17 protein-coding genes are annotated in these 22148 nt (G+C 37.9%); 12 read left to right on the top strand and 5 right to left on the bottom strand.

Translation table 11 applies throughout. The annotated features are described in order from the left end of the window. The 5 genes from QA584_RS14700 to aspS all read left to right on the top strand — a co-directional run bounded on the left by QA584_RS14700 (position 1) and on the right by aspS (position 6846). Complete coding sequence (locus QA584_RS14700) at positions 1-2817, top strand: FtsK/SpoIIIE family DNA translocase (RefSeq protein ID WP_278269798.1); 2817 nt, start codon at positions 1-3, stop codon at positions 2815-2817. 49 nt (positions 2818-2866) lie between these two features. After that, positions 2867-3769: an ATP-grasp domain-containing protein gene (locus tag QA584_RS14695; RefSeq protein WP_278269797.1), complete on the top strand. Its 903-nt coding sequence runs from the start codon at positions 2867-2869 to the stop codon at positions 3767-3769. Positions 3770-3798: 29 nt separating this feature from the next. Then, the gene (locus QA584_RS14690) at positions 3799-4680 is read left to right on the top strand and encodes an ATP-grasp domain-containing protein (protein ID WP_278269795.1); all 882 of its coding nucleotides are present in this window, start codon (positions 3799-3801) and stop codon (positions 4678-4680) included. Between the two features lie 11 nt (positions 4681-4691). Next, on the top strand, positions 4692-4898 hold the full coding sequence (locus QA584_RS14685; protein WP_278269794.1) for a hypothetical protein: 207 nt from the start codon (positions 4692-4694) through the stop codon (positions 4896-4898). A gap of 625 nt (positions 4899-5523) precedes the next feature. Continuing rightward, positions 5524-6846, top strand: a complete 1323-nt coding sequence (aspS, locus tag QA584_RS14680; protein WP_278269793.1) for an aspartate--tRNA(Asn) ligase — start codon at positions 5524-5526, stop codon at positions 6844-6846. Between the two features lie 382 nt (positions 6847-7228). Here aspS and QA584_RS14675 read toward each other — a convergent pair whose 3' ends face one another. Further along, positions 7229-7882, bottom strand: coding sequence for an HAD family hydrolase (locus QA584_RS14675; protein ID WP_278269792.1), 654 nt, complete (start codon positions 7880-7882; stop codon positions 7229-7231). A 253-nt stretch (positions 7883-8135) separates the two neighbouring features. On the opposite strand from QA584_RS14675, the gene QA584_RS14670 reads away from it, so the two are divergent. The 3 genes from QA584_RS14670 (at position 8136) to QA584_RS14660 (ending at position 11082) form a co-directional block, all read left to right on the top strand. After that, positions 8136-9806: a formate--tetrahydrofolate ligase gene (locus QA584_RS14670; RefSeq protein WP_278269791.1), complete on the top strand. Its 1671-nt coding sequence runs from the start codon at positions 8136-8138 to the stop codon at positions 9804-9806. Positions 9807-10273: 467 nt separating this feature from the next. Further along, positions 10274-10858 carry a superoxide dismutase gene (locus QA584_RS14665; RefSeq protein ID WP_278269789.1) on the top strand — a complete coding sequence of 195 codons (585 nt, stop codon included), beginning with the start codon at positions 10274-10276 and terminating at the stop codon, positions 10856-10858. Between the two features lie 80 nt (positions 10859-10938). Further along, positions 10939-11082 carry a hypothetical protein gene (locus QA584_RS14660; protein WP_278269788.1) on the top strand — a complete coding sequence of 48 codons (144 nt, stop codon included), beginning with the start codon at positions 10939-10941 and terminating at the stop codon, positions 11080-11082. A 183-nt stretch (positions 11083-11265) separates the two neighbouring features. Here QA584_RS14660 and QA584_RS14655 read toward each other — a convergent pair whose 3' ends face one another. Both QA584_RS14655 and pyrB read right to left on the bottom strand, forming a co-directional pair. Continuing rightward, positions 11266-11691, bottom strand: a complete 426-nt coding sequence (locus tag QA584_RS14655) for an aspartate carbamoyltransferase regulatory subunit (RefSeq protein ID WP_278269787.1) — start codon at positions 11689-11691, stop codon at positions 11266-11268. Continuing rightward, the gene (pyrB, locus tag QA584_RS14650) at positions 11685-12605 is read right to left on the bottom strand and encodes an aspartate carbamoyltransferase (protein WP_278269786.1); all 921 of its coding nucleotides are present in this window, start codon (positions 12603-12605) and stop codon (positions 11685-11687) included. Before pyrB ends, QA584_RS14655 begins: the two co-directional genes overlap by 7 nt. Positions 12606-13067: 462 nt before the next feature. Here pyrB and QA584_RS14645 point away from each other — a divergent pair, with 462 nt between their 5' ends. Beyond that, positions 13068-13256, top strand: coding sequence for a ferredoxin (locus tag QA584_RS14645; RefSeq protein WP_278269784.1), 189 nt, complete (start codon positions 13068-13070; stop codon positions 13254-13256). Positions 13257-13561: 305 nt separating this feature from the next. On the opposite strand, the gene uxaC is transcribed toward QA584_RS14645, so the two are convergent. Next, positions 13562-14962, bottom strand: a complete 1401-nt coding sequence (gene uxaC / locus QA584_RS14640) for a glucuronate isomerase (protein WP_278269783.1) — start codon at positions 14960-14962, stop codon at positions 13562-13564. 18 nt (positions 14963-14980) lie between these two features. Then, on the bottom strand, positions 14981-15982 hold the full coding sequence (locus QA584_RS14635; RefSeq protein WP_278269782.1) for a LacI family DNA-binding transcriptional regulator: 1002 nt from the start codon (positions 15980-15982) through the stop codon (positions 14981-14983). A gap of 299 nt (positions 15983-16281) precedes the next feature. Between QA584_RS14635 and QA584_RS14630 the strand changes: the two genes are divergently transcribed. The 3 genes from QA584_RS14630 to QA584_RS14620 all read left to right on the top strand — a co-directional run bounded on the left by QA584_RS14630 (position 16282) and on the right by QA584_RS14620 (position 22081). After that, entirely contained in the window at positions 16282-17745 is a 1464-nt protein-coding gene (locus QA584_RS14630) for a tagaturonate reductase (RefSeq protein ID WP_278269781.1), read from the top strand. Positions 17746-17760: 15 nt separating this feature from the next. Further along, entirely contained in the window at positions 17761-19242 is a 1482-nt protein-coding gene (locus QA584_RS14625) for a UxaA family hydrolase (protein ID WP_278269779.1), read from the top strand. A gap of 547 nt (positions 19243-19789) precedes the next feature. Further along, complete coding sequence (locus QA584_RS14620) at positions 19790-22081, top strand: hydratase (protein WP_278269778.1); 2292 nt, start codon at positions 19790-19792, stop codon at positions 22079-22081. Positions 22082-22148 lie beyond the last annotated feature (67 nt).

The raw sequence follows: 22148 nt of genomic DNA, 5'->3' as shown, positions 1-22148 counted from the left end.
GTGGCTGCGGTGCAAAATAAAGGTTCTAAATCAAATTCGAAAAGACAGGCGAATCGTACAACAGGAAAAAGAAAATCAACTGGAAGCAAAAAAGTACATAATAAGATAAATGAGGATCCTAATAAAGAGTTATATCATGATGAAATCACATTAATTATAACCTTGGTAATTTCCCTGCTTTTAATATTAAGTAATTTTGATCTAAGCGGAGTTGTGGGTAAGGCTATTAACAGCTTTACCTTTGGTTTAGCCGGATTTATCGCTTATCTGCTACCGTTTCTTCTTTTTTTTGGTGTTGCATTCCATATAGCAAACCGCGGTAACCGTATTGCCATGCGCAAACTAATCAGTGCGGTTTCCCTTGGAATCATTTTAACGGCATTTATTCAGCTGAGCACGTCAGATTATTCCGCAGACGTAACGATGAAAGAGTATTATCTAAATTCTGCCAGTCTAAAGAATGGCGGCGGAATTATCGGCGGTTTCATATGCAGACTTTTACATTCATTATTTGATACTGTCGGAACCTACATAATATTAATTGCCCTGATGATTGTATGTGTTATGTTTATTACCGGTAAAGCACTGTTTGCGTATTTAGGCACTAAGAGCGAAGCCTCCTTGCAACAGATGAAGGAAAGAAGAATACTGTATCAGGAGGCGTATGACAGCATAGCGGATACAGAGGATGAAGTTCCACCAAAAAGAAAGGCCAGAACGGTACTTCTTAAGAAAGATGAAAGCCAAGCCTCTGTTTCAGATGGCGGAGTGAAGGATAGTCAGAATAAGGGTCAGGAAGACGGCATCTTTTCGGCGTTAAAGAAAAAGAAGAAATCAAGCCGGGAAGAAGGGCTGTCTAATGCAAAAGCTGGTTTTGACATGGAAGAGATTACGACTGCCCCAAACAGTGAAATTCCGATACAAAGGGCCAGTGAATATGGTGATGTGACAAGCGCTGAGGATATCGGTAATTCCTATGAAGAACAGATGCGGTTGAAATTTGGGCGGAATGAATCAGACAATCAGGCTCCGTCCATGAATGAAGAACGTCCTGGAATAGATGCGGATATTGAACGTTTACTAAGGGCTGCCAAACAGGATGTTGCGTTACAGAATACAGAAGCGGCAAATCCAATTGAGGAGGAACTGGTGATCGATGACCTTTTACATTCATCTGGTGCTGATTCAGAAGGTTTTGTGAAAGCTGCTGTGCCTGGAAGGCAGGAAGCCTTTCATAAGTCTGGTGATACGGCGAATTCTAGTAACTCTGATGATGGCAGCAGCAAGTCTGAGGCAGGCAGCATGTCTGATCTGGAGGATTTAAAGATCAACCAGAGAATGGAGGAAAAGAAAGAATATGTATTTCCTCCTGTTAATTTATTGTCAAAACCCAAACATGAATCCAAAGGAATGTCGGATAGAGATTTAAAAGAAACCGCCCTGAAACTTCAAAAGACCCTGGAAAGCTTTGGGGTTCGGGTAACGATTACCAATGTAAGCTGCGGACCTTCGGTCACCAGATATGAACTTCAGCCCGAACAAGGTGTCAAAGTCAGTAAAATCACCGGTCTGGCTGATGATATTAAGCTTAACCTGGCAGCTGCAGATGTTCGAATCGAAGCGCCGATACCAGGAAAGGCTGCGGTTGGTATTGAAGTACCAAACAAAGAGAATTCAGCGGTTATGTTCCGGGATTTAATTGAGAGCAAAGACTTTAAACAGCATCCTTCCGACATCGCCTTTGCGGTAGGTAAAGATATCGGAGGTCAGACCATCGTTACGGACATCGGTAAAATGCCCCATTTACTTATTGCAGGTGCCACCGGTTCCGGTAAATCGGTCTGTATCAATACCTTGATAATGAGTATTTTATATAAAGCGAAACCTTCTGATGTCAGAATGATTATGGTTGACCCTAAGGTAGTGGAACTTAGTGTATATAATGGAATACCTCATCTGCTGATTCCTGTGGTGACTGACCCCAAAAAAGCTTCTGCCGCTTTAAACTGGGCGGTTATGGAGATGACGGAACGGTATAAAAAGTTTGCGGATTTAGGTGTTAGAGATGTAAAAGGCTATAACGAAAAGATTGCCACTGTGGAGGAATATCAGGATGAGAGGTATCAGAAGCTGCCTCAGATTGTAATAATCGTGGACGAGCTTGCTGATCTTATGATGGTAGCACCAGGTGAAGTAGAAGATGCTATCTGCCGTTTGGCACAAATGGCCCGTGCCGCAGGTTTACATCTGATTATAGCTACACAGCGTCCCTCTGTTAATGTCATAACCGGTTTAATTAAGGCTAATATTCCATCCAGAATCGCCTTTTCCGTATCCTCTGCCATTGATTCCAGAACTATTATAGATGGTTCCGGTGCTGAAAAACTCCTTGGTAAAGGAGATATGTTATTCTTCCCCTCCGGTTATCCAAAACCGGTGCGTGTTCAAGGGGCTTTTATCTCGGATAAAGAGGTTGGTTCCGTAGTAGAATTTTTAGCTGCCCAGAACAGCGGTGTGGAATATAGCGAAGAAATTGCCAATAAAATTACGAATGCGCAGCCTGCAGATACTTCGGCTGCTGCCGGTGGCAATGACCGTGATGAATATTTCATAGAGGCTGGTAAATTTATAATAGAGAAGGATAAAGCTTCGATTGGTATGCTCCAGCGTGTGTATAAGATAGGTTTTAACCGTGCGGCCAGGATTATGGATCAATTAGCAGAAGCTGGGGTTGTAGGTCCGGAGGAAGGAACCAAACCAAGAAAAATTCTGATGTCCACGGAAGAATTTGAGCAATATGTAGATGATTATGTTTAAGATAGATTAAGATAATAGCTTGTCGTTAATTCGGCACAGGGAGGTAATTATGAAGGGATGGTTAATTACCAATGCTTTTTTACATACTCATAAATTTACGGAAATTCATCTTTGGTTAACTGAGGCAGCAAAAAAAGTGGGGGTTGAACTAATTGTTAAAACCAATGCAGAAGTGCTGGTGAAACTGGATTCCGATTTTAACACTGTGAAAGAGGTAAATTCCGATGATAATCCGGACTTCGTTCTGTTTTGGGACAAGGATGTACGTTTGGCTCAGTACCTGGAGATGAAAGGCTTTCGTGTCTTTAATTCATCAAAAGGAATTGCTGTCTGTGATGATAAATCATTAACTCATTTATATTTGCAGGGGGCGGGTATAGTAATGCCCAAAACTATAGTTGCACCTATGACATTTACCAATATTGGGTATAATAATCTGGATTTTTTAAGTCAGATAGAGAAAGAGTTAAGCTTTCCAATTGTTATAAAGGAATGTTTTGGTTCTTTTGGACAACAGGTTTATCTTGTGGCCAATAAACAGGAATTGAGAACGAAAACCGCAGAGATTGGAGCAAAACCCATGTTATTTCAGGAATTTATTCCAAGCAGCAAGGGTAAGGATCTAAGACTTCAGGTAGTTGGCAACCAGGTTGTAGCTGCAATGTACCGTTACAGTGAGGATGGGGATTTTCGTGCTAATATTACCAATGGCGGTAAAATGAAACCTTATGAACCAAATCAAAAGCAAATAGACCTGGCGATAAAATGCTGTAAGGTGCTGGGACTTGATTTTGCCGGTGTTGATATACTATTTGGTAAAAATATGGAGCCCCTTGTCTGTGAAGTCAACTCCAATGCACATTTTAAGAATATCTATGATTGTACTGGCATTAATGTTGCAGATTCCATTCTGGCATACATTATTAAAAGAATCTGTATTGGCTGTAAGTAAAGGGGATAATAGGTGTGGGAGGCTCACAGATGGAGTTTAGTATGATCGGGTGGTTAATATACAGCCAGAAAGATATAGAAAAAAATAAGAATTATATTCAATTCTATATAGAGGAAGGAAAACTACGGAATATATTGATTCAGTTAATTCTGGCAGAAGACTTAGAATTCGGTATTCAGGCAGGTCAATGGTATATAACCTGTAACAAGGAAGCGGTAAACCACCCTGATTTTGCCATATGCAGAACGATTTATCCCTTACTGAATAAACAACTTGAGTTAATGGGAATACCGGTATTCAATAATTCTTTCCTGGCAGAAATCTGCAATGATAAGGCGAAAACCTATCAGTATGTGGCACAGCTTGGAATACCCATGGTGGATTCTGAATTTTGCAAGAATTCTTTCCTTCGGAGTAAATTAGCAGATATTAAAATCCCAACTGTAGTGAAAGCGGTAGCTGGTCATGGCGGAAGTCAGGTTTTTTTAATAGAACCAGGAGATACTACAGAAGTAGAATCTTATACAGAAGATATTATGAAGCAACTGAAAGGTGCCGATGCTGTTATACAGCCGCTAACCGGCTCAAGACATCAGGATTTAAGAGTGTATATTATCGGTAACAAGATTATTTGTGCCGTTTTAAGAACAGCCAAAGAAGGCTTTAAATCAAATTTCTCATTAGGTGGGGAAGTCAGACTTTATGACCTGTCTATTGATGAAATTAGTCTGGTAAACAGAATTATGAATTTATTTGATATTGGTATGATTGGTATTGACTTTATTATCGGTGATCAAGGTGAATTGATATTTAATGAAATTGAAGATGTAGTAGGTGCCAGAATGTTATATCAGTGTACAGATATCAATCTGGTAGGGTTATATTTGGATTATATAAAGTCAAGAAATTAGGGTGATAATTTATGACAAACAATCTGGATGTAGAATTTATTAAGAATTGTTTAGAAAAATGGTATGATAACTGTCCGGAAATTTTACTAAAATCCGAATCAAAGGAGCTCTTAGGTTATACAATGGAAGACAGTGGTGTTCCAAAAGAAATAGAGGTGGGAGAACCTGATGAAGATTGCTATGTAAAATGGAAATTAATACCATCGAACATTAGTTAAACATCCTGAGTTTACGTTAATGACAGTAATGATAATAATGATAATAAACAGGTATTTATTATTATTTATTAGTTTCATATTTATTATTAGTTTCATATTTTATGTTTATTATTAGTTTCATATTTATTATTAATTTCATATTGACATATTTTGAACTATATGATAGTATATGTGAAATAATTTTTTGAATGTTGTAGAAAAAGGAGTTACCTATGAATCAATTCTTTCACTGCCAACTTAACAGGGACGACGATATTCGGCGCTTATAGCTGTGGTTTTTTCCATGGGTATAAGCGCTAAAAGGCTTGTACCTATGTTGGTGTTAAAAATTTGATTCCTATTGTTAGTTATAACGATAAGTATGAAAGCCGCATTGGTATGATAATTTATTTTATTATATCAGTGCGGCTTTTTTAGCTGGTTGAAAATTATTATTTGAAGGGTTGTGATACTATGCAGCATACAGATTATGTTGGAATGGATAAGAACAAACGTAAATAACAGATATACTATGATAAAACTAGTATCCCTTTTGGTTTTGTGATAGATAATTAAGCGGGAATAAAATATATTTTTTTGATTGAAATATAAATTTAACTAAAAATTACTTCCAGGAGGATTAAAAATGATAAAAATTTCCAGAAATATAAAAATGAATACAGAAGCAGAAGAATTAATCGGCTTCATAGGAAAACCCGTAAGCATTACCGGATCGGTTTACAAAATCAGGAGTATGAGTGGTTTTGCATTTGTAATACTGCGTATGAAACGTTCTTTGGTACAATGTGTATATAGTAAAGAGTATACAGAATTTGATATCAATGAATTAAAGGAAAATTCCTGTATCCGTTTAACCGGTGAAGTAATAGAAGACAACCGCTCAAAAAATGGCTATGAAATCAGGATTATAGATATAACCCTATTGTCAAAGCCCGAAGATGAGGTACCGGTAGTAATTAATAACAAGGAAATCGCTGCTTCCTTGGATACAATTTTAGATTACAGACCAATTACTTTACGTAATGAGAAAGAACGTGCTGTTTTTAAAATACAGGAAGGAATCTGTATAGGAGCAAGAAAGTTTCTGCAGGAGCAATTATTTACTGAAATCCATAGTCCCAAAATCGTGTATGCGGGAGCAGAAGGCGGCGCTAATATTTTCAAACTGGACTATTTCGGAAAAGAGGCATATCTGGCACAAAGTCCTCAATTTTACAAACAAATGATGGTAGGTGTTTATGACAGAGTTTATGAAATCGGAGCGGTATACCGTGCAGAAAAACATGATACCAGCAGGCACTTAAATGAATATATGGGACTGGACTTTGAGATGGGGTATATCGAAAGCTTTTCTGAGATTATGGCAATGGAAACTAGTATGCTTTATGAAATAATGAATTATTTAAAAGAGAATTATGCACCGGAGATCGAACTGTTGAAAGTAAATCTTCCAGACATTGATGAGATACCGGCGATCAGATTTAGCGAAGCAAAGGAATTGGTGAGCAGTACTTATCACAGGGAAATAAAAGATATGGGTGACTTTGAACCAGAGGAAGAGCGCTTATTATGTGAAATTGTTAAGAAAACCACAGGCAGTGATTTTATCTTTGTAACCCACTATCCGACAGCTAAAAGACCTTTTTATGCGATGGAAGACCCGGAAAACAGAGAATTTACCTTAAGCTTTGACTTGTTATTCCGCGGAGTGGAAGTGACAACTGGAGGACAGCGTATCCATGATTATAAAGAGCAGATAGAAAAAATGAATAACCGTAATATGAATACGGAACCGTTTGAGAGTTATCTTATGATTCATAAATACGGTATGCCACCCCATGGAGGACTGGGAATGGGTCTGGAGCGATTTACCATGTGTCTCTTAAATAAATCCAATGTCAGAGAAACATCGTTGTTTCCAAGGGATCAGAATCGATTGATTCCTTAATCATTGATTTACTGGGAAAACAAGAGGTGGTTATAACCGGATTGTCTTTATTATACCAAACACAAATTCCAACCGGTAAAAAGCGGTTAGTAGGAGCTTTCGGCAGGGTTTTAGCATTGTTTTATATTTAATAAAATTTGAGTAAGAACAGCATAAAAAACCAAAATCCATGATACTTAGTAGAGGTAAATACAGTCTTTCACTTTCATGGATTTTGGAAAAAGAGTTTAACTATGATTATAACAATGTAAAAAACAGATTGAATAAATCGGTAAAATTCTAAATACAAACTGGTAAATTTAGAGAAAATAACTAACTGGCAAAGCGAAGAGAAGATACGAAACTGACGAAGCAAAGAGAAAATACCAAACTGGAAATAAAACTATACCAGATAATCGATTAATTCTTCTGGTCTGTCAATGATAAAATCTGCTCCTTCCGATGCTAAGAGTTCACGGTTTCGAAATCCCCAGGTAACTCCTACACATTTTAATCCTGCATTATGAGCAGTATGAACATCCACATCCGAATCACCGACATAGATTGCATCTTCCGCAGAAGCCCCTAATTGTTCCAGAGCTGCGAAAACACTGTCCGGTGCGGGCTTTTTGGCAACGTCCTGGCTTTCACCGATAGCAACCTTAATATATTCACCGTAGTAATCCTGACATAAAGCTTTGACAGCAGAGTCATATTTATTGGATACGATGGCCAGATTGATTTTTTTCTCTTTTAATGACTTTAACATATCAATAATTCCGTCATATGGTCTGGTTTTATTCTGCATATTGTTTGAGTAATGGGTGCGGTATCGTTCCAAGCACTTAAGAGTATCCTCCATGGAAGTTCCCTGGGGAACCGCCAGACTCATTAAGACTTTTACGCCGTTTCCAACAAACTGTCTGACTTCATCTATAGTTCTTACCGGATAACCGGATATATTTAAAGCGTAATTTACGCTGTCAGTTAAATCTTCCAAAGTATTTAAAAGTGTGCCGTCCATATCAAAAATTACCGTATTATATTTGTCCTTCATGTTGTCTCCAATCTATTGTTTTTGTTAACCGGTATGATTGATAAATAACCGGGTCTTAAATTTAACACAGTACTCCATTAAATTAGAAAGGGGTTATTCTAGTTTATTATACCGCGTACTTAAGGATAGGTCAAAACATATTTATTAATAAGTTTAATTTCAAATAATAATGAATATTAGCCTTTTATTCTCCTCATATTTTGATATAATATATTTTGGTAACATTAATCATATTATCAGGAGGCTTATACCTATGAAAACCGATATACAGATCGCTCAGGAAGCAAAGATGCAGCATATTAAAGAGGTAGCTGCTAAGTTAAATATAACGGAAGAGGATTTAGATTATTATGGAAAATACAAGGCTAAATTTTCTGATGAATTATGGGATAAGATTAAAGACAATCCGGAGGGTAAGCTGGTACTGGTAACTGCAATTAATCCCACACCTGCCGGAGAAGGGAAGACCACCACTACTGTGGGACTCGGACAGGCATTAGGACAATTAAATAAAAAAGCTGTAATTGCATTAAGAGAACCCTCCCTTGGTCCGTGTTTTGGAATAAAAGGAGGAGCAGCTGGCGGCGGATATGCCCAGGTAGTTCCTATGGAAGACTTAAATCTCCATTTTACCGGAGATTTCCATGCGATAACCTCAGCCAATAATTTACTGGCGGCTATGATGGATAATCATATTCAGCAAGGCAATGCCTTAAATATTGATCCGAATCAAATTGTATGGAAACGCTGTCTTGATATGAATGACAGAGTTCTGCGTAACATTGTTGTAGGACTTGGCAGAAAAGCGGATGGAGTTGTAAGGGAAGATCATTTTATCATAACGGTTGCATCTGAAATCATGGCAATCTTTTGTCTAGCCGATGATTTAAAAGATTTAAAAAATAGATTAAGCAGAATTATTGTAGCCTATACCTACGATGGAAAACCAGTTACCGCAGGAGAATTGAATGCAGTAGGTTCCATGGCAGCCCTTCTTAAGGACGCCATCAAACCGAATTTAATCCAGACTTTGGAAAATACCCCGGCTATTATTCACGGCGGACCCTTTGCTAATATCGCCCATGGCTGTAACAGTGTAAGAGCAACAAAAACAGCGCTTAGATTAGCAGATATCGTAGTTACGGAGGCGGGTTTTGGCGCTGATTTAGGAGCAGAGAAATTCTTTGATATCAAATGTGTAAGTGCCGGTTTAAAACCTAGTGCGGTTGTATTAGTTGCTACGGTACGTGCTTTAAAATACAACGGTGGAGTAGAAAAGAAAGATTTGTCCGGAGAAAATCTGGAGGCCTTAAAGTCAGGTATAGTAAATCTGGAAAAGCATATCGAAAATCTTCAAAAATATGGTGTTCCCGTTGTTGTTACCTTAAACCGCTTTATCACGGATACAGACGCAGAACTTAATTATGTAAAAGAGTTCTGTGAACAGAAAGGCTGTGAATTCTCATTATCCGAAGTTTGGGAAAAAGGCGGTGAAGGTGGAATTGACCTTGCGAATAAGGTGCTTAAGGTAATTGAGACCAAAGAAAGTAATTTCAAACCCCTTTATCCATTAAACTTATCCCTTAAGGAAAAAATTGAAACGGTTGCCAGAGAGATCTATGGTGCCGGTACTGTTTCCTATGACCCTGCTGCCGATAAAGCAATAGCTCACATCGAGGAGTTAGGCTATAAAGAGGTTCCGGTTTGTATGGCAAAGAATCAATATTCCCTGTCAGATGACCCTTCAAAACTTGGACGTCCGGAAGGTTTTAATATTCATATTCGTGAAGTATATCTATCCGCAGGTGCCGGCTTTGTAGTAGCCATTACCGGAACAGTAATGACTATGCCGGGACTTCCTAAAAAACCGGCTGCCGAAGGAATTGATGTAAAGGAAGATGGAGTAATTACCGGATTATTTTAAATGCTTTTTCGGAACAGAACGAGATTTGTATGAAACCCAAGAGTTATGATAATCCTTCTTACAATAAGAACTATTAATTGACATATCAAGATATCTTGTAATGATTTTTCAGCAGATTCAAGGGCTTTTACTATAGTACCCTCCATTCATATTACATCACACCTGTTCCTTCTTTAGGCTTTTAAATGGCTAGAATGATAGAGGTACGTGTGGAGGACTTGTATTTTACCAGTATTTTAATGGAATCAATTTTTACGTTAGAGTCCATATAGATCCATTATAAAACTGGGAAAGTTCTGAGTAATGCAATGAGGTAAAAATTCTGCGAATTAATAGATAATCTATCTATAATAATAAAAATATATTTAATAAAATAACTGAATCACTTATATAGATAATAATAAACCTCCAACTATTGCGTATACATATATTATAGTAAATTATGTATATGCCGGAGGTTTATTTTTATGGAATTTGTGAAGTTGAATTTCGAATATTCGGATGATGTTACCGTGATAAACAAAGCGCAGTTTGAAGCACATATGAGATTGTATGAGGGGTATATTAATAAAATGAATGAAATCGACAAATTATTAGAGGATGATCCTCATCTTGCAGATGCTAATGCTACTTACAGTTATTTCAGAGGAGTAAAACGGGGAGAAACTTATGCACTGAATGGTGTCATACTCCATGAATTCTATTTTGAGAATATTGGTTCTGCAAATAATGAACCGGATGATGCACAAGTAAACTTTTTAACCAGGTTTTTTGGCAGTTATGAACGTTGGCAGGAGCATTTTGTGGCAACAGCGAAAGCCAGCAGGGGATGGGTAGTCTTAAGTTATGACCCCCGTTCCGATCGTCTTAGAAACTTAAGTCTTGACCTTCATGATTATGGCGATGTTGTCATGTCCATTCCCTTGTTGGTACTGGATATGTATGAACATGCATATTTTCTTCAATATGCTGATGATAAAGCAGCTTACATAAATAATTTTATGAAAAACATTGACTGGAGCGTTGTAAAGGACAGAATAGAAAGTTTATGAGAGGGAAAAACCCCAAATCATTAATAGCTTTCTATAGTAAATAGATTACTAAAATTATTAAAATGTCTAAAGTATAAGAGATGCCAAAGCAGAGTGAGATAACAAAACATAGTAAGATACCAAAGCAGAGTAAGATACCAAAACAGAATCAGATACCAAAGCAGAGTAAGACACCAAAACAGAATCAGATACCAAAGCAGAGTGAGATACCAAAACAGAATTAGACACCAAAAAGAGTTTGATACCAAAGCAGAGAAGGAGACCAAAGCTGAAAAATAGACATTAAAGCAGAGATAGATACCAAATCAGAAATACATAAGAACCAGGTTTATATACAATAGAACTGATTAGTTTTAATGAGTGGTTGTTAATCATTGACTACTAATCAGCTCTATTGGTATTATTTATTAGTTCCGTTTGAAGGCTTGTTCGCAGTAAACGCAGCGGTATACACCTTTTGTTTTATCTGTTAATTTAAAACTGTGAGGAAGTTCCTGCTCGATTGAGGTTATACATCTGGGATTTCTGCATTTTATTATGTTTGTTACTTTTTCTGGAAGATTCAAATTACGTTTTGTGGTAATCTGACCGTTTTCTATTATATTGATGGTAATATTACGGTCCAGAACCCCAAGTATGTCCAGATCAATATCTAAATGCCCCTCAATTTTGATAATATCTTTTTTTCCCATCTTATTGCTCTTGGCATTTTTTATGATAGCTACACTACAATCCAGCTTCTCTAAATTAAGGTAAGTATAGATTTTCATGGCACCGCCGGCTTCAATGTGGTCTATTACAGTTCCCTGATTCAATCCGCCTATATTTAGCATGATTCTACCTCCAATAATTTCATAATGAGTGCCATTCTTACATAAACACCAAACTCAGCCTGTTTAAAATATACGGCTCTGGGGTCATTGTCAACCTCCGTTGAGATTTCATTCACTCTTGGCAGAGGATGCAGTACCAGCATGTCTTCTTTGGCATATGCCATTTTTTGGGCATCTAAGATAAAGGAATCTTTTAAGCGGATATAATCCTCCTCATTAAAGAAGCGCTCCTTCTGGACTCTGGTCATGTAAAGCAGATCCAGCTGCGGCATAACCTCTTCTAGAACTTTTACTTCCTTATACGCTACATTGCAGGTATCCAAGACTTCTTCCCTTAAATAAGCAGGTATCCTTAATTCCTCCGGTGAAATCAATACAAAATTAATATTGTCATAGCGTACCAATGCATTAATTAAAGAGTGGACTGTTCGGCCAAACTTTAAATCCCCGCAAAAACCAACGGTAAGATTATTTAACCGTCCTTTCAGCTTTTGAATTGTTAATAAATCAGTAAGTGTTTGTGTGGGATGATTGTGACCGCCGTCACCGGCATTGATAACTGGAATGGAAGAATAAATAGAAGCAACTAAGGGAGCACCTTCTTTTGGATGGCGCATAGCACAAATATCAGCATAACTGGAAATAACACGAATCGTATCGGCAACACTTTCACCTTTTGAAGCAGAACTGGAATCTGCAGAAGAAAAACCTAAAACACTGCCGCCAAGATTTAGCATGGCAGCTTCAAAACTTAATCTGGTTCTTGTACTTGGTTCATAGAATAAAGTTGCTAACTTTTTACCTTGACACACATTAGCGTACTTTTTGGGATTTTCAATAATTTCTCCCGCTAAATCCAAAATATCCTTTAACTCGGAAACAGATAAGTCAAGTGGACTAATCAGATGTTTCATAAGCACCTCCGTAAATTAGGTTTATTATTCAACTGCATATTATACTATAGAGAGCTGCCCAATACAATAAAAATTTTCTGTTTTGTAATTAATTTAAATAATAGGTACTCATTATAAAATATAATAAGTATTATAAATAAGATTGCTCTAAAGTCCATTTCATTAAATTGATTCTTAACGAAAATTTTAATACAATATGTATAACTTAACCAGTACTGACTAATAATACATAGGAAGAAAAAATGGGAACATTACCTGTAAAGGGTCATCTCATTTAGGGGTTGAAGCAGAAAGGAATATACGAATGGAAAGGATGCCATAATACGATTCTTTCAGAGGTTGGAAGAAAAAATAAAAATAGAAAGGTGCCACAATACGATTCTTTCAACCAGTGAAACTTGTTTCACATATTATTATGTGGCAGTATCGCAAGTAAACTTGCGATATGCATTGGGTATCAATATGAAATCAAAAGTAGATCCTGATCTTTGCATATCATGTGAATTATGTACGAATATTTGCCCGGATGTTTACAGTATGGGTGATGATGGATATGCACATGCAATTGATGAAGAAATTCCGGAAGAAAAACTGGCAGAAGCGGAAAATGCCCGTGATAGCTGCCCGACAAGCGCAATTGATTTAGATTAGTAAATCAAATGAAACTTATCATGAAAGCATGATTATGAAATAGTTCCCAAGTGCATCATACTAAATCTGATATCAACTTCTAACAAACTCATGTAGCTTAGATTATAAACCAATCCTCTTTGACGGGTATCTGTCAGAAGCTTGCGGGTTATTATCTTTACCACATGAAATCGTTATGATTGAATCAGATGAAGAACAAAAAGCTTGTGAAATATTTCATAATTCATGCTTTCTTTATAGCATCCAAAGCTCATTGTAAATTAACGATAATTATACGAAACGTAAAGGAATCAAAAAGAAGCAAATTAAAATTCGAAATACCGTTTCGCATTATAATAAGATATATCTTTTACAATCTGTCCTAACGTTTTTTTATCATAAGGGTATTCCCCATTTTCTACCCATTTACCGATTAAATCACAAAGAATTCTTCTGAAATATTCATGTCTTGGATAAGAGATAAAGCTTCTTGAATCGGTTAACATACCAATAAAGTTTGATAAAAGTCCTACATTGGCTAGTGCAGTCATCTGTTGCGTCATACCTGTTTTGTGATCGTTAAACCACCAGGCAGAGCCATGCTGAAGTTTGGCTATTGCACTGGAATCCTGAAAACACCCGATTACGGTATTGATCACCTCATTATCATTCGGATTCAAGGAGTATAAAATGGTTTTTGGCAATTCCTCTGATTGATTTAATTCATTTAAATAATCTGTCATCTGTGCTGAAGAAGAGTAGCTGTTAATACAGTCAAATCCGGTATCAGGTCCTAATTCTCTAAACTGACGGGAATTATTGTTTCGTTTCGTTCCGTAATGTAATTGCATGGTCCAGCCAAACTTATGATACTGTTTACCAACAAAGAGCATAAAAGCAGTTTTGAATTTTTGCTGCTCCAAAGCATCTGGAATCGTACCGTTTAACCGCTTGGCAAAAATGGCTTCGATTTCTTCTGTCGCAGCAGGCTGATACATAATATAATCAAGACCATGGTCAGATATCTTACAGCCCATAGAATCAAAGAAATTAATACGATTAACAAGTGCTTCACAAAGGGAGGCAAAATTATGAATGGGTATCTTGCTTGCTGCAGAAAGTTGTTTTATGTAATCACAATATTCAGGTTTTTCAAGATGCAGGGCTTTATCGGGACGAAAAGCAGGGAGGACCGTTACATCAAAGTCCGTCATTTCTTTGAGGGATTTATGCCATTCCAGGGAGTCGATTGGATCATCCGTGGTACAAAGGATTTCAACATTGGACTGCTTAATAATGTTTTGCACGGTCATAGAAGGGCTTTTCAGTTTTTCATTGCAAAGATTCCATACTTTTTCAGCAGTACCTGGATTCAAGATTCCGGTATACCCGAAATAACGCTGTAATTCCAGATGGCTCCAGTGATAGAGGGGATTGCCGATGGCTTTTGGCAGTGTTTCTGCCCATTTTTCGAATTTCTCACGGTCTGTGGCTTCCCCGGTTATGTATTTTTCCTCTACTCCATTGGCCCGCATGAGCCGCCACTTATAATGATCACCCCCAAGCCAAAGCTGCGTAATATTCTCGAAGTTTTTGTTTTTGGCAATCTCTTCGGGATTAATGTGGCAATGGTAATCAATTACCGGCATATGTGCCGCATAATAGTGATACAACTCTTTTGCCGTACTGGTTGTCAGTAAAAAATCCTGGTCTAAAAATTCTTTCATGATAATCCTCCTGGTAAATTAAAATTTTGTTGTATTTCGAGTTATTAATTCGCTTGATATGGTGGTTTTATTCGGCACATTTTGCCCATCCAATACACGCATCAGGGTACCGACTGCGGATATACTTAACGTCTCTACATGATTATCCACCGAAGTAAGTTCCGGTTCGCAGCATTTGGCCAGCAGGGAATTATTATACCCGATAACACTTAATTCTTCCGGTATTTTAATTCCTCTTGCTTTTGCAAATTTTATAGTGCCTACGCCAAGCAGATCCTCTGCCGCAATAACAGCATTAAACAAAAGTCCGTCCTCCTCCAGGTTAAGCAAGAGAGTTTTAATATCCTCTATATCCCCGGGGCAGTTCCTTATCAGGCTTTCGTTAACGGTATGAAGCTTATCCTGCAATGCAGCTTTATAACCATTTAACTTTTGTATACTACTGTAAGATTTTGAAGTGTAGAGAAAGAGAATGTCCTTACGTCCCTGGTTAAGAAACAAGGATGTGGCGTCATAGACGGCCTGATAATCATCACATAACGTGCAGTAAATGTTTTGGCTATTTAAAACACCATTCATAAGAATAACAGGTACTTCGCTAGCTGCCTCTATAATATAGGAATTATCTTTTTGATTGGCCTCTAAAAAATAGGAACCTACAATGATTAATGCATCAATCCTCTTAGAAAGAAGCAGTTTTAAATAACTTTGTTTGTTTTTTAGTTCATAACCGGTACAGCACAGAAAGGAATCATAGCCATTCTTACGAAGTTCCCGTTCAATAAAAAAAACAGCGTTCGCTAAAAAAGGATCTGAAGAGTCCGCACACATGATGCCGATGGTTTTCATAGAATTAAGACCTAATCCTCTGGCAAAAACATTGGGGGTATAACCTAACTCGCCCATTACAGCAAGAACTTTCTCCTTTGTCTTTTCGCTTACCCTTGGATTACCGTTAATGACTCTGGATACGGTAGCAATGGACACGCCAGCCTTTTCAGAAACATCATAAATATTCATAGAACACCTCCATAATTGTAAGCGCTTACATTTTGTATTACATAATTGCTAATTATCTTAAGTCTATTATACAATAGATTTAGGTTGGTGGCAATACCGGATATAACATAATTAATAGTACTTTTTTCATAATATATGAATTTGGGGTCAGATAAAAGATATTCCGAGAATAAAGTTAGCCCGAGAAACATATTGACACTTATAGGAAAAACAAGTAAAATAAATGTAAGCGCTTACATGTACTAAATAAAACAAAATGAGAGACAATAATCCTAGTATCCGCAAACAGGGAGGTTCTAATGAAGACTTTAAACAAATCCATAACTAATGCAGTAGAAAGACCGGTGAAAGTACTGCAGTTCGGAGAAGGTAATTTTTTACGGGCTTTTGTAGATTATATGATAGACGCAGCAAATGAGCAGGGCGTATTTAATGGAAATATAGTTATTGTCAAACCCATTGCTTACGGTAATTTGGAGACTTTTCACAAACAGGATTGCCAATATACGGTTTCTCTAAGAGGAAAGGAAGACGGGGAAACCAAAGTGGTAAACCGGATTATTACCAGCGTTTCCGATGCCATTGACAGCATAACAGAGTACGAAAAGTACAGTGCTTACGCAAAATCGGAGGATTTACGGTTTATTGTGTCAAATACAACGGAAGCAGGAATTGTTTTTGATGATACGGATTCTTTTAAAGAAAATCCGCCAAGGACCTTTCCTGGGAAACTGACGAAGTTTTTATATGAACGATATAGGTATTTTAATGGAGATTCCACTAGAGGTCTTATCTTGATTCCCTGTGAATTAATTGAAAATAACGGCGGAACTTTAAAGCAGTGTGTACTTAAGTATGCCGGCCTTTGGAAACTGGAAGGAGGCTTTTTAAACTGGGTGAATGATTCCTGCATATTTTGCAGTACCTTGGTTGACCGTATCGTAACCGGATACCCCAAAGAGGAAGTACCGGATATTTACCAGGAATTGGGATATGAAGATGCTCTTTTGGTTACTGGTGAACTTTTTGGACTCTGGGTAATTGAAAGTGAGAAGGACATCTCCTTAGAATTTCCGCTTCATAAAGCCGGACTTCCGGTTCTTTTTACGGATAACCAAAGACCTTACCGAGATAGAAAGGTAAGAATCTTAAACGGGGCTCATACCTCCTTTGTACTGGCATCCTATCTGGCCGGCAATGATTATGTAAAAGAATCCATGGAGGATAAGAATGTCAGAGAGTTTATAACCAAAACCATATTTGACGAAATCCTTCCTACATTACCCCTGCCCAGGGAAGAATTGATCATGTTTGCCGATTCTGTCCTAGAAAGGTTTGAGAATCCCTATATCAAACATTCTTTATTATCTATTTCCTTAAACGCTGTCTCAAAATGGAAAGCCCGCTGCTTACCAAGTTTTTGTGATTATGTGGAAAGGTATGGTAAGATCCCGTTACATTTAACCTTTTCTCTGGCAGCTCTGATTTGTTTTTACAGAAGTGATGTGCAGTCTGAGAAGGCATTAATCGGTTACAGAGATGGAGAAAGCTATAAAATAATGGATGATGACTTTGTTCTGGATTTTTTTAAACAGCATGCAAAACTTCCCACCAGAAAGCTAGTGGAGGCATATCTGGCATCAAACGCTTTATTTGGCGGGGATATTGTGAAATACAAGTCCTTGACTGATATGGTTACGCTATATATTGAAACAATTGAAACTTACGGTATGCGGGAAGCTTTGCAAAGAGTTACCAGGTAGAGACAGGAGCCGATTATGCAGGAGTATATAAAAATTCATAAATCAGACAATGTTGCAGTTGCTTTAAAAGAATTACAAGCCGGTACCGGAATAAAAATAGGAGAAAAGGATATTCTGCTTTCACAAACCATACCGGCAGGCCACAAATTTGCCATTAGGGACATCGATGCAGGGGGTCAGGTTATCAAATACGGCTATCCAATCGGTACGGCTGCAAGTAATATAAGTTCCGGAAGTTTTATTCATACCCATAACCTGATGACAGCTTTAAGTAATAACATAACGTATGAATATAAACCCGATTATACAGAATTAAAAACTATGGAAAAGATATATTTTAACGGATACCGGCGAGAAGACACAAAAGTCGGTATCCGAAACGAAATATGGATTATACCTACAGTAGGATGTGTGAATTCAGTAGCCTCAGCCCTGGAAAAACAGGCAGCCACCCTTATTACCGGTAATATTGATAACATTTTGGCTTTTACACATCCCTATGGATGTTCCCAAATGGGAGAGGATCAGGAATATACTAGAACCATCCTGGCCGATTTGATTCGTCATCCCAATGCAGGAGGCGTACTCGTACTAGGACTTGGGTGTGAAAACAGCAATATAGAGGAATTAAAGCCTTATATTGGAACTTATGATGAAAAGCGGGTTAAGTTTCTTACATGCCAGGAGACAGAGGATGAAATGGAAGCCGGTTTTGCTCTACTTGAGGAATTAGCTGCATATGCACATACCTTTCAAAGAGAAAAAATTAGTGTGGATGAATTAATTATCGGACTTAAATGCGGCGGCTCTGACGGTTTATCCGGAATAACTGCCAACCCTTTAGCAGGAGCATTTTCTGATATTTTAATATCCAGAGGCGGTACTACGATATTAACAGAAGTTCCAGAGATGTTTGGCGCAGAAACCATACTGATGAACCGCTGCCGGAGTGAAAAGCTCTTTGAAAAGACAGTTGCCATGATTCAGGATTTCAAGGAATATTACATAAACAATAACCAGACAATATACGAAAATCCTTCACCGGGCAATAAAAAAGGAGGAATTTCTACCTTGGAGGATAAATCCTTAGGCTGCACACAGAAGTCCGGAAGCGCACCAGTTGCAGATGTTCTGGCTTATGGAGAGATGGTTAGAACAAAAGGACTTAACCTGTTGAGTGCACCGGGCAATGATCTGGTGGCGGCAACTGCGCTGGCAGCTGCCGGTGCCCATATCGTATTATTCACCACAGGACGTGGAACGCCTTTTGCTTCTCCAGTTCCAACCGTTAAGATAGCTAGTAACACCGCTTTGTATGAAAAAAAGAAAAACTGGATCGATTTTAATGCCGGGATTTTGATGGAAGACAAGGGAAAGGATGAACTAGCTGAAGAATTATTTATGTATTGCCTAAACGTTGCCTCCGGGGAATTGGTAAAATCCGAGAAAGCTGGATTTCATGATATGGCTGTATTTAAGAAGGGTGTTACTTTATAATTCTATCACCCCCTTTTCTATCAAGTTATAAAGATGTATTTTCTGTCAAATCATAGTGATGGCAGGGAATACATCTTTTTTGTAATAGAAAATTGCGTCCTATTACATAAAAACTCTCCGCTATGGATGTGAACCTCCCAGAGAGGAAGTTTATTACTGCGTAATCCGTTCAGGTGAGAAAGTGTCAGTAAGCGGACACTTTGTTCGAAGGCAGGAAAATCATTTTTTATTCTCCGGTTTTTGAACCCTTTTATTAACAAAGAAATGTAGTAATAGAGTCGGTGTAAAATTAAGTAAAAAATAACAGTATACGAATAGGTGTGGTAATTTTCTTCTTATTATAGTAGAATAAAGATGCTTCCTATTACATTTAAGTGAAAAAGAAATATAAGAAAGTATTTGATAAACAAACGACTGCATAAATATACAACAATATGAAGGATTTATTAAAATTTAATAAAAAAATCTTGATTATTTTACCTTTAGATATTATGATTAGGAATATGTTTATTTCTATTTGTAAAAGACCAAAGAAGGAGATACGAATATGATTAAGTTATATGAAAAAGGTGCCTATGTCTTAAACGGTGCTGAAATAATTGATGAACAAATAGCATCTGCCGATTTACTTTCCTCTAAACTTGGCGAAACTTGTACGAAAGAAGAGGCAGCTAAAAATACTTTGGCATATGACATTTTAAAAGCCCATAATACTTCCGGTAACATGGAAAAACTGAAGATAAAGTTTGATAAATTAACTTCCCATGACATAACCTTTGTAGGTATAATCCAGACGGCAAGGGCCAGCGGACTTGAAAAGTTCCCGGTGCCTTATGTACTTACTAACTGCCATAACAGCTTATGTGCGGTAGGCGGTACCATTAACGAAGATGACCATATGTTTGGATTGTCCTGTGCAAAAAAATACGGTGGTGTGTACGTTCCCCCTCATCAGGCTGTAATCCATCAGTTTGCTCGTGAAATGCTTGCCGGAGGCGGTAAAATGATCTTAGGCTCCGACAGCCACACCAGATATGGCGCACTTGGAACCATGGCTATGGGAGAAGGCGGACCGGAAATCGTAAAACAGTTATTATCAAGGACCTATGATATCAATATGCCGGAGGTAGTTGGTGTTTACTTAACGGGAACCCCAAGAAAAGGTGTTGGACCACAGGATATAGCCCTTGCAATTATCGGAGCTGTGTTTGAAGGCGGTTATGTAAATAATAAGGTGATGGAATTTATTGGTGACGGTATTAAAAACTTAAGTGTGGATTACCGTATCGGAATTGATGTTATGACCACGGAGACTACTTGTCTGTCCTCCATCTGGGTAACCGATGAGGCAGTAAAGGAATTCTATGAAATACATAACAGACCGGAGGATTATAAAGAATTAAGACCGAAAAAGGTTGCTTATTACGACGGTATGATTTATGTAGATCTCTCAGAAATAAAGCCAATGATTGCTATGCCCTTCCATCCAAGCAATGTGTATACCATTGATGAATTAAATGCGAATCTGTCCGATATCTTATCCGAAGTGGAAAAGAAAGCTTTAATCAGTCTTGGTAACAATCAGATTAAATACACCTTACAGGATAAAATCAGAAATGGAAGATTATACATTGATCAGGGTGTAATTGCCGGCTGTGCCGGCGGCGGTTATGAAAACATCTGTGATGCTGCCGATATTCTAAATGGCAAATATATCGGTGCAGATGAATTCTCCTTAAGTGTTTATCCGGCAAGCCAGCCAATCTTCATGGAACTGGTTAAAAACGGTACGATAGCTAAATTAATGGAAACCGGTGCAACCATCCGTACCGCTTTTTGCGGTCCCTGTTTTGGAGCCGGCGATGTTCCTGCTAATAACAGCTTAAGTATCCGTCATACCACCAGAAACTTCCCGAACCGAGAAGGCTCTAAGGTTACCAGTGGACAGGTGGCTTCCGTTGCGCTTATGGATGCGAAATCCATTGCTGCAACTGCTGCCAATAAAGGATATTTAACCTCTGCTGAGAATATAGATATGGAATTTATGAAACCGAAGTATTTCTTTGATGGTAAGATTTATGAAAACCGTGTATATGACGGAACCGGCAGACCGGATCCTGACACAGAAGTTAAATTCGGACCTGGAATTGTTGACTGGCCGGCTATGTCTGACTTAACAGAAGACATGGTGCTAAAAGTGGTATCCGTTATTCATGATCCGGTTACGACCACCGATGAATTAATTCCCTCTGGTGAGACTTCCTCCTACCGTTCTAATCCTTTAGGTCTGGCGGAGTTTACCTTATCCAGAAAAGACCCGGCTTATGTAGGACGTGCAAAGGAAGTTCAGAAAGCAGAAAAAGCAAGAATTGCCGGCGAAGATATCTATGGTGCCAATGCAGAGTTAAAAGAAGTATTTGAAACAATTCATACTAAGTTTAAGGCAGATGCCAAAGCGACAGAGATCGGAAGCGTAATTTATGCGGTTAAACCGGGAGACGGTTCCGCCAGGGAACAGGCTGCAAGCTGTCAGAAGGTACTTGGCGGTCTTGCCAATATAGCCAAAGAATATGCCACTAAGAGATACCGTTCCAATTTAATTAACTGGGGTATGCTTCCCTTTATCTTTACAGAAGAACTGCCCTTTGATCATGGAGACTATATCTTTATAAAAGACATAAAAAAAGCCATTCGGGACAAAATCTCAGAAGTTAAGGCGTATGTAGTGAATAAAGATATGAAGGAATTTACCTTAAAGCTAGGTGAATTAACTGAGGACGAAAGAGTAATTATTGAAAAGGGATGTTTAATTAATTATTACCGCGATTTAAATAAATAAAATCTTTCATCGTAACAATGGGGTTGTTTGGTAGGGACTTTCTAACAGATAAGACCAACCCCTATGA

Origin of the sequence: Anaerocolumna sp. AGMB13025, assembly GCF_029689925.1 — a bacterium.
In the GTDB taxonomy this organism is placed as follows: Bacteria; Bacillota; Clostridia; order Lachnospirales; family Lachnospiraceae; genus Anaerocolumna.
The sequence above is the reverse complement of the archived record's forward strand: the minus strand, read 5'-3'. Positions and strand labels throughout refer to the sequence as shown.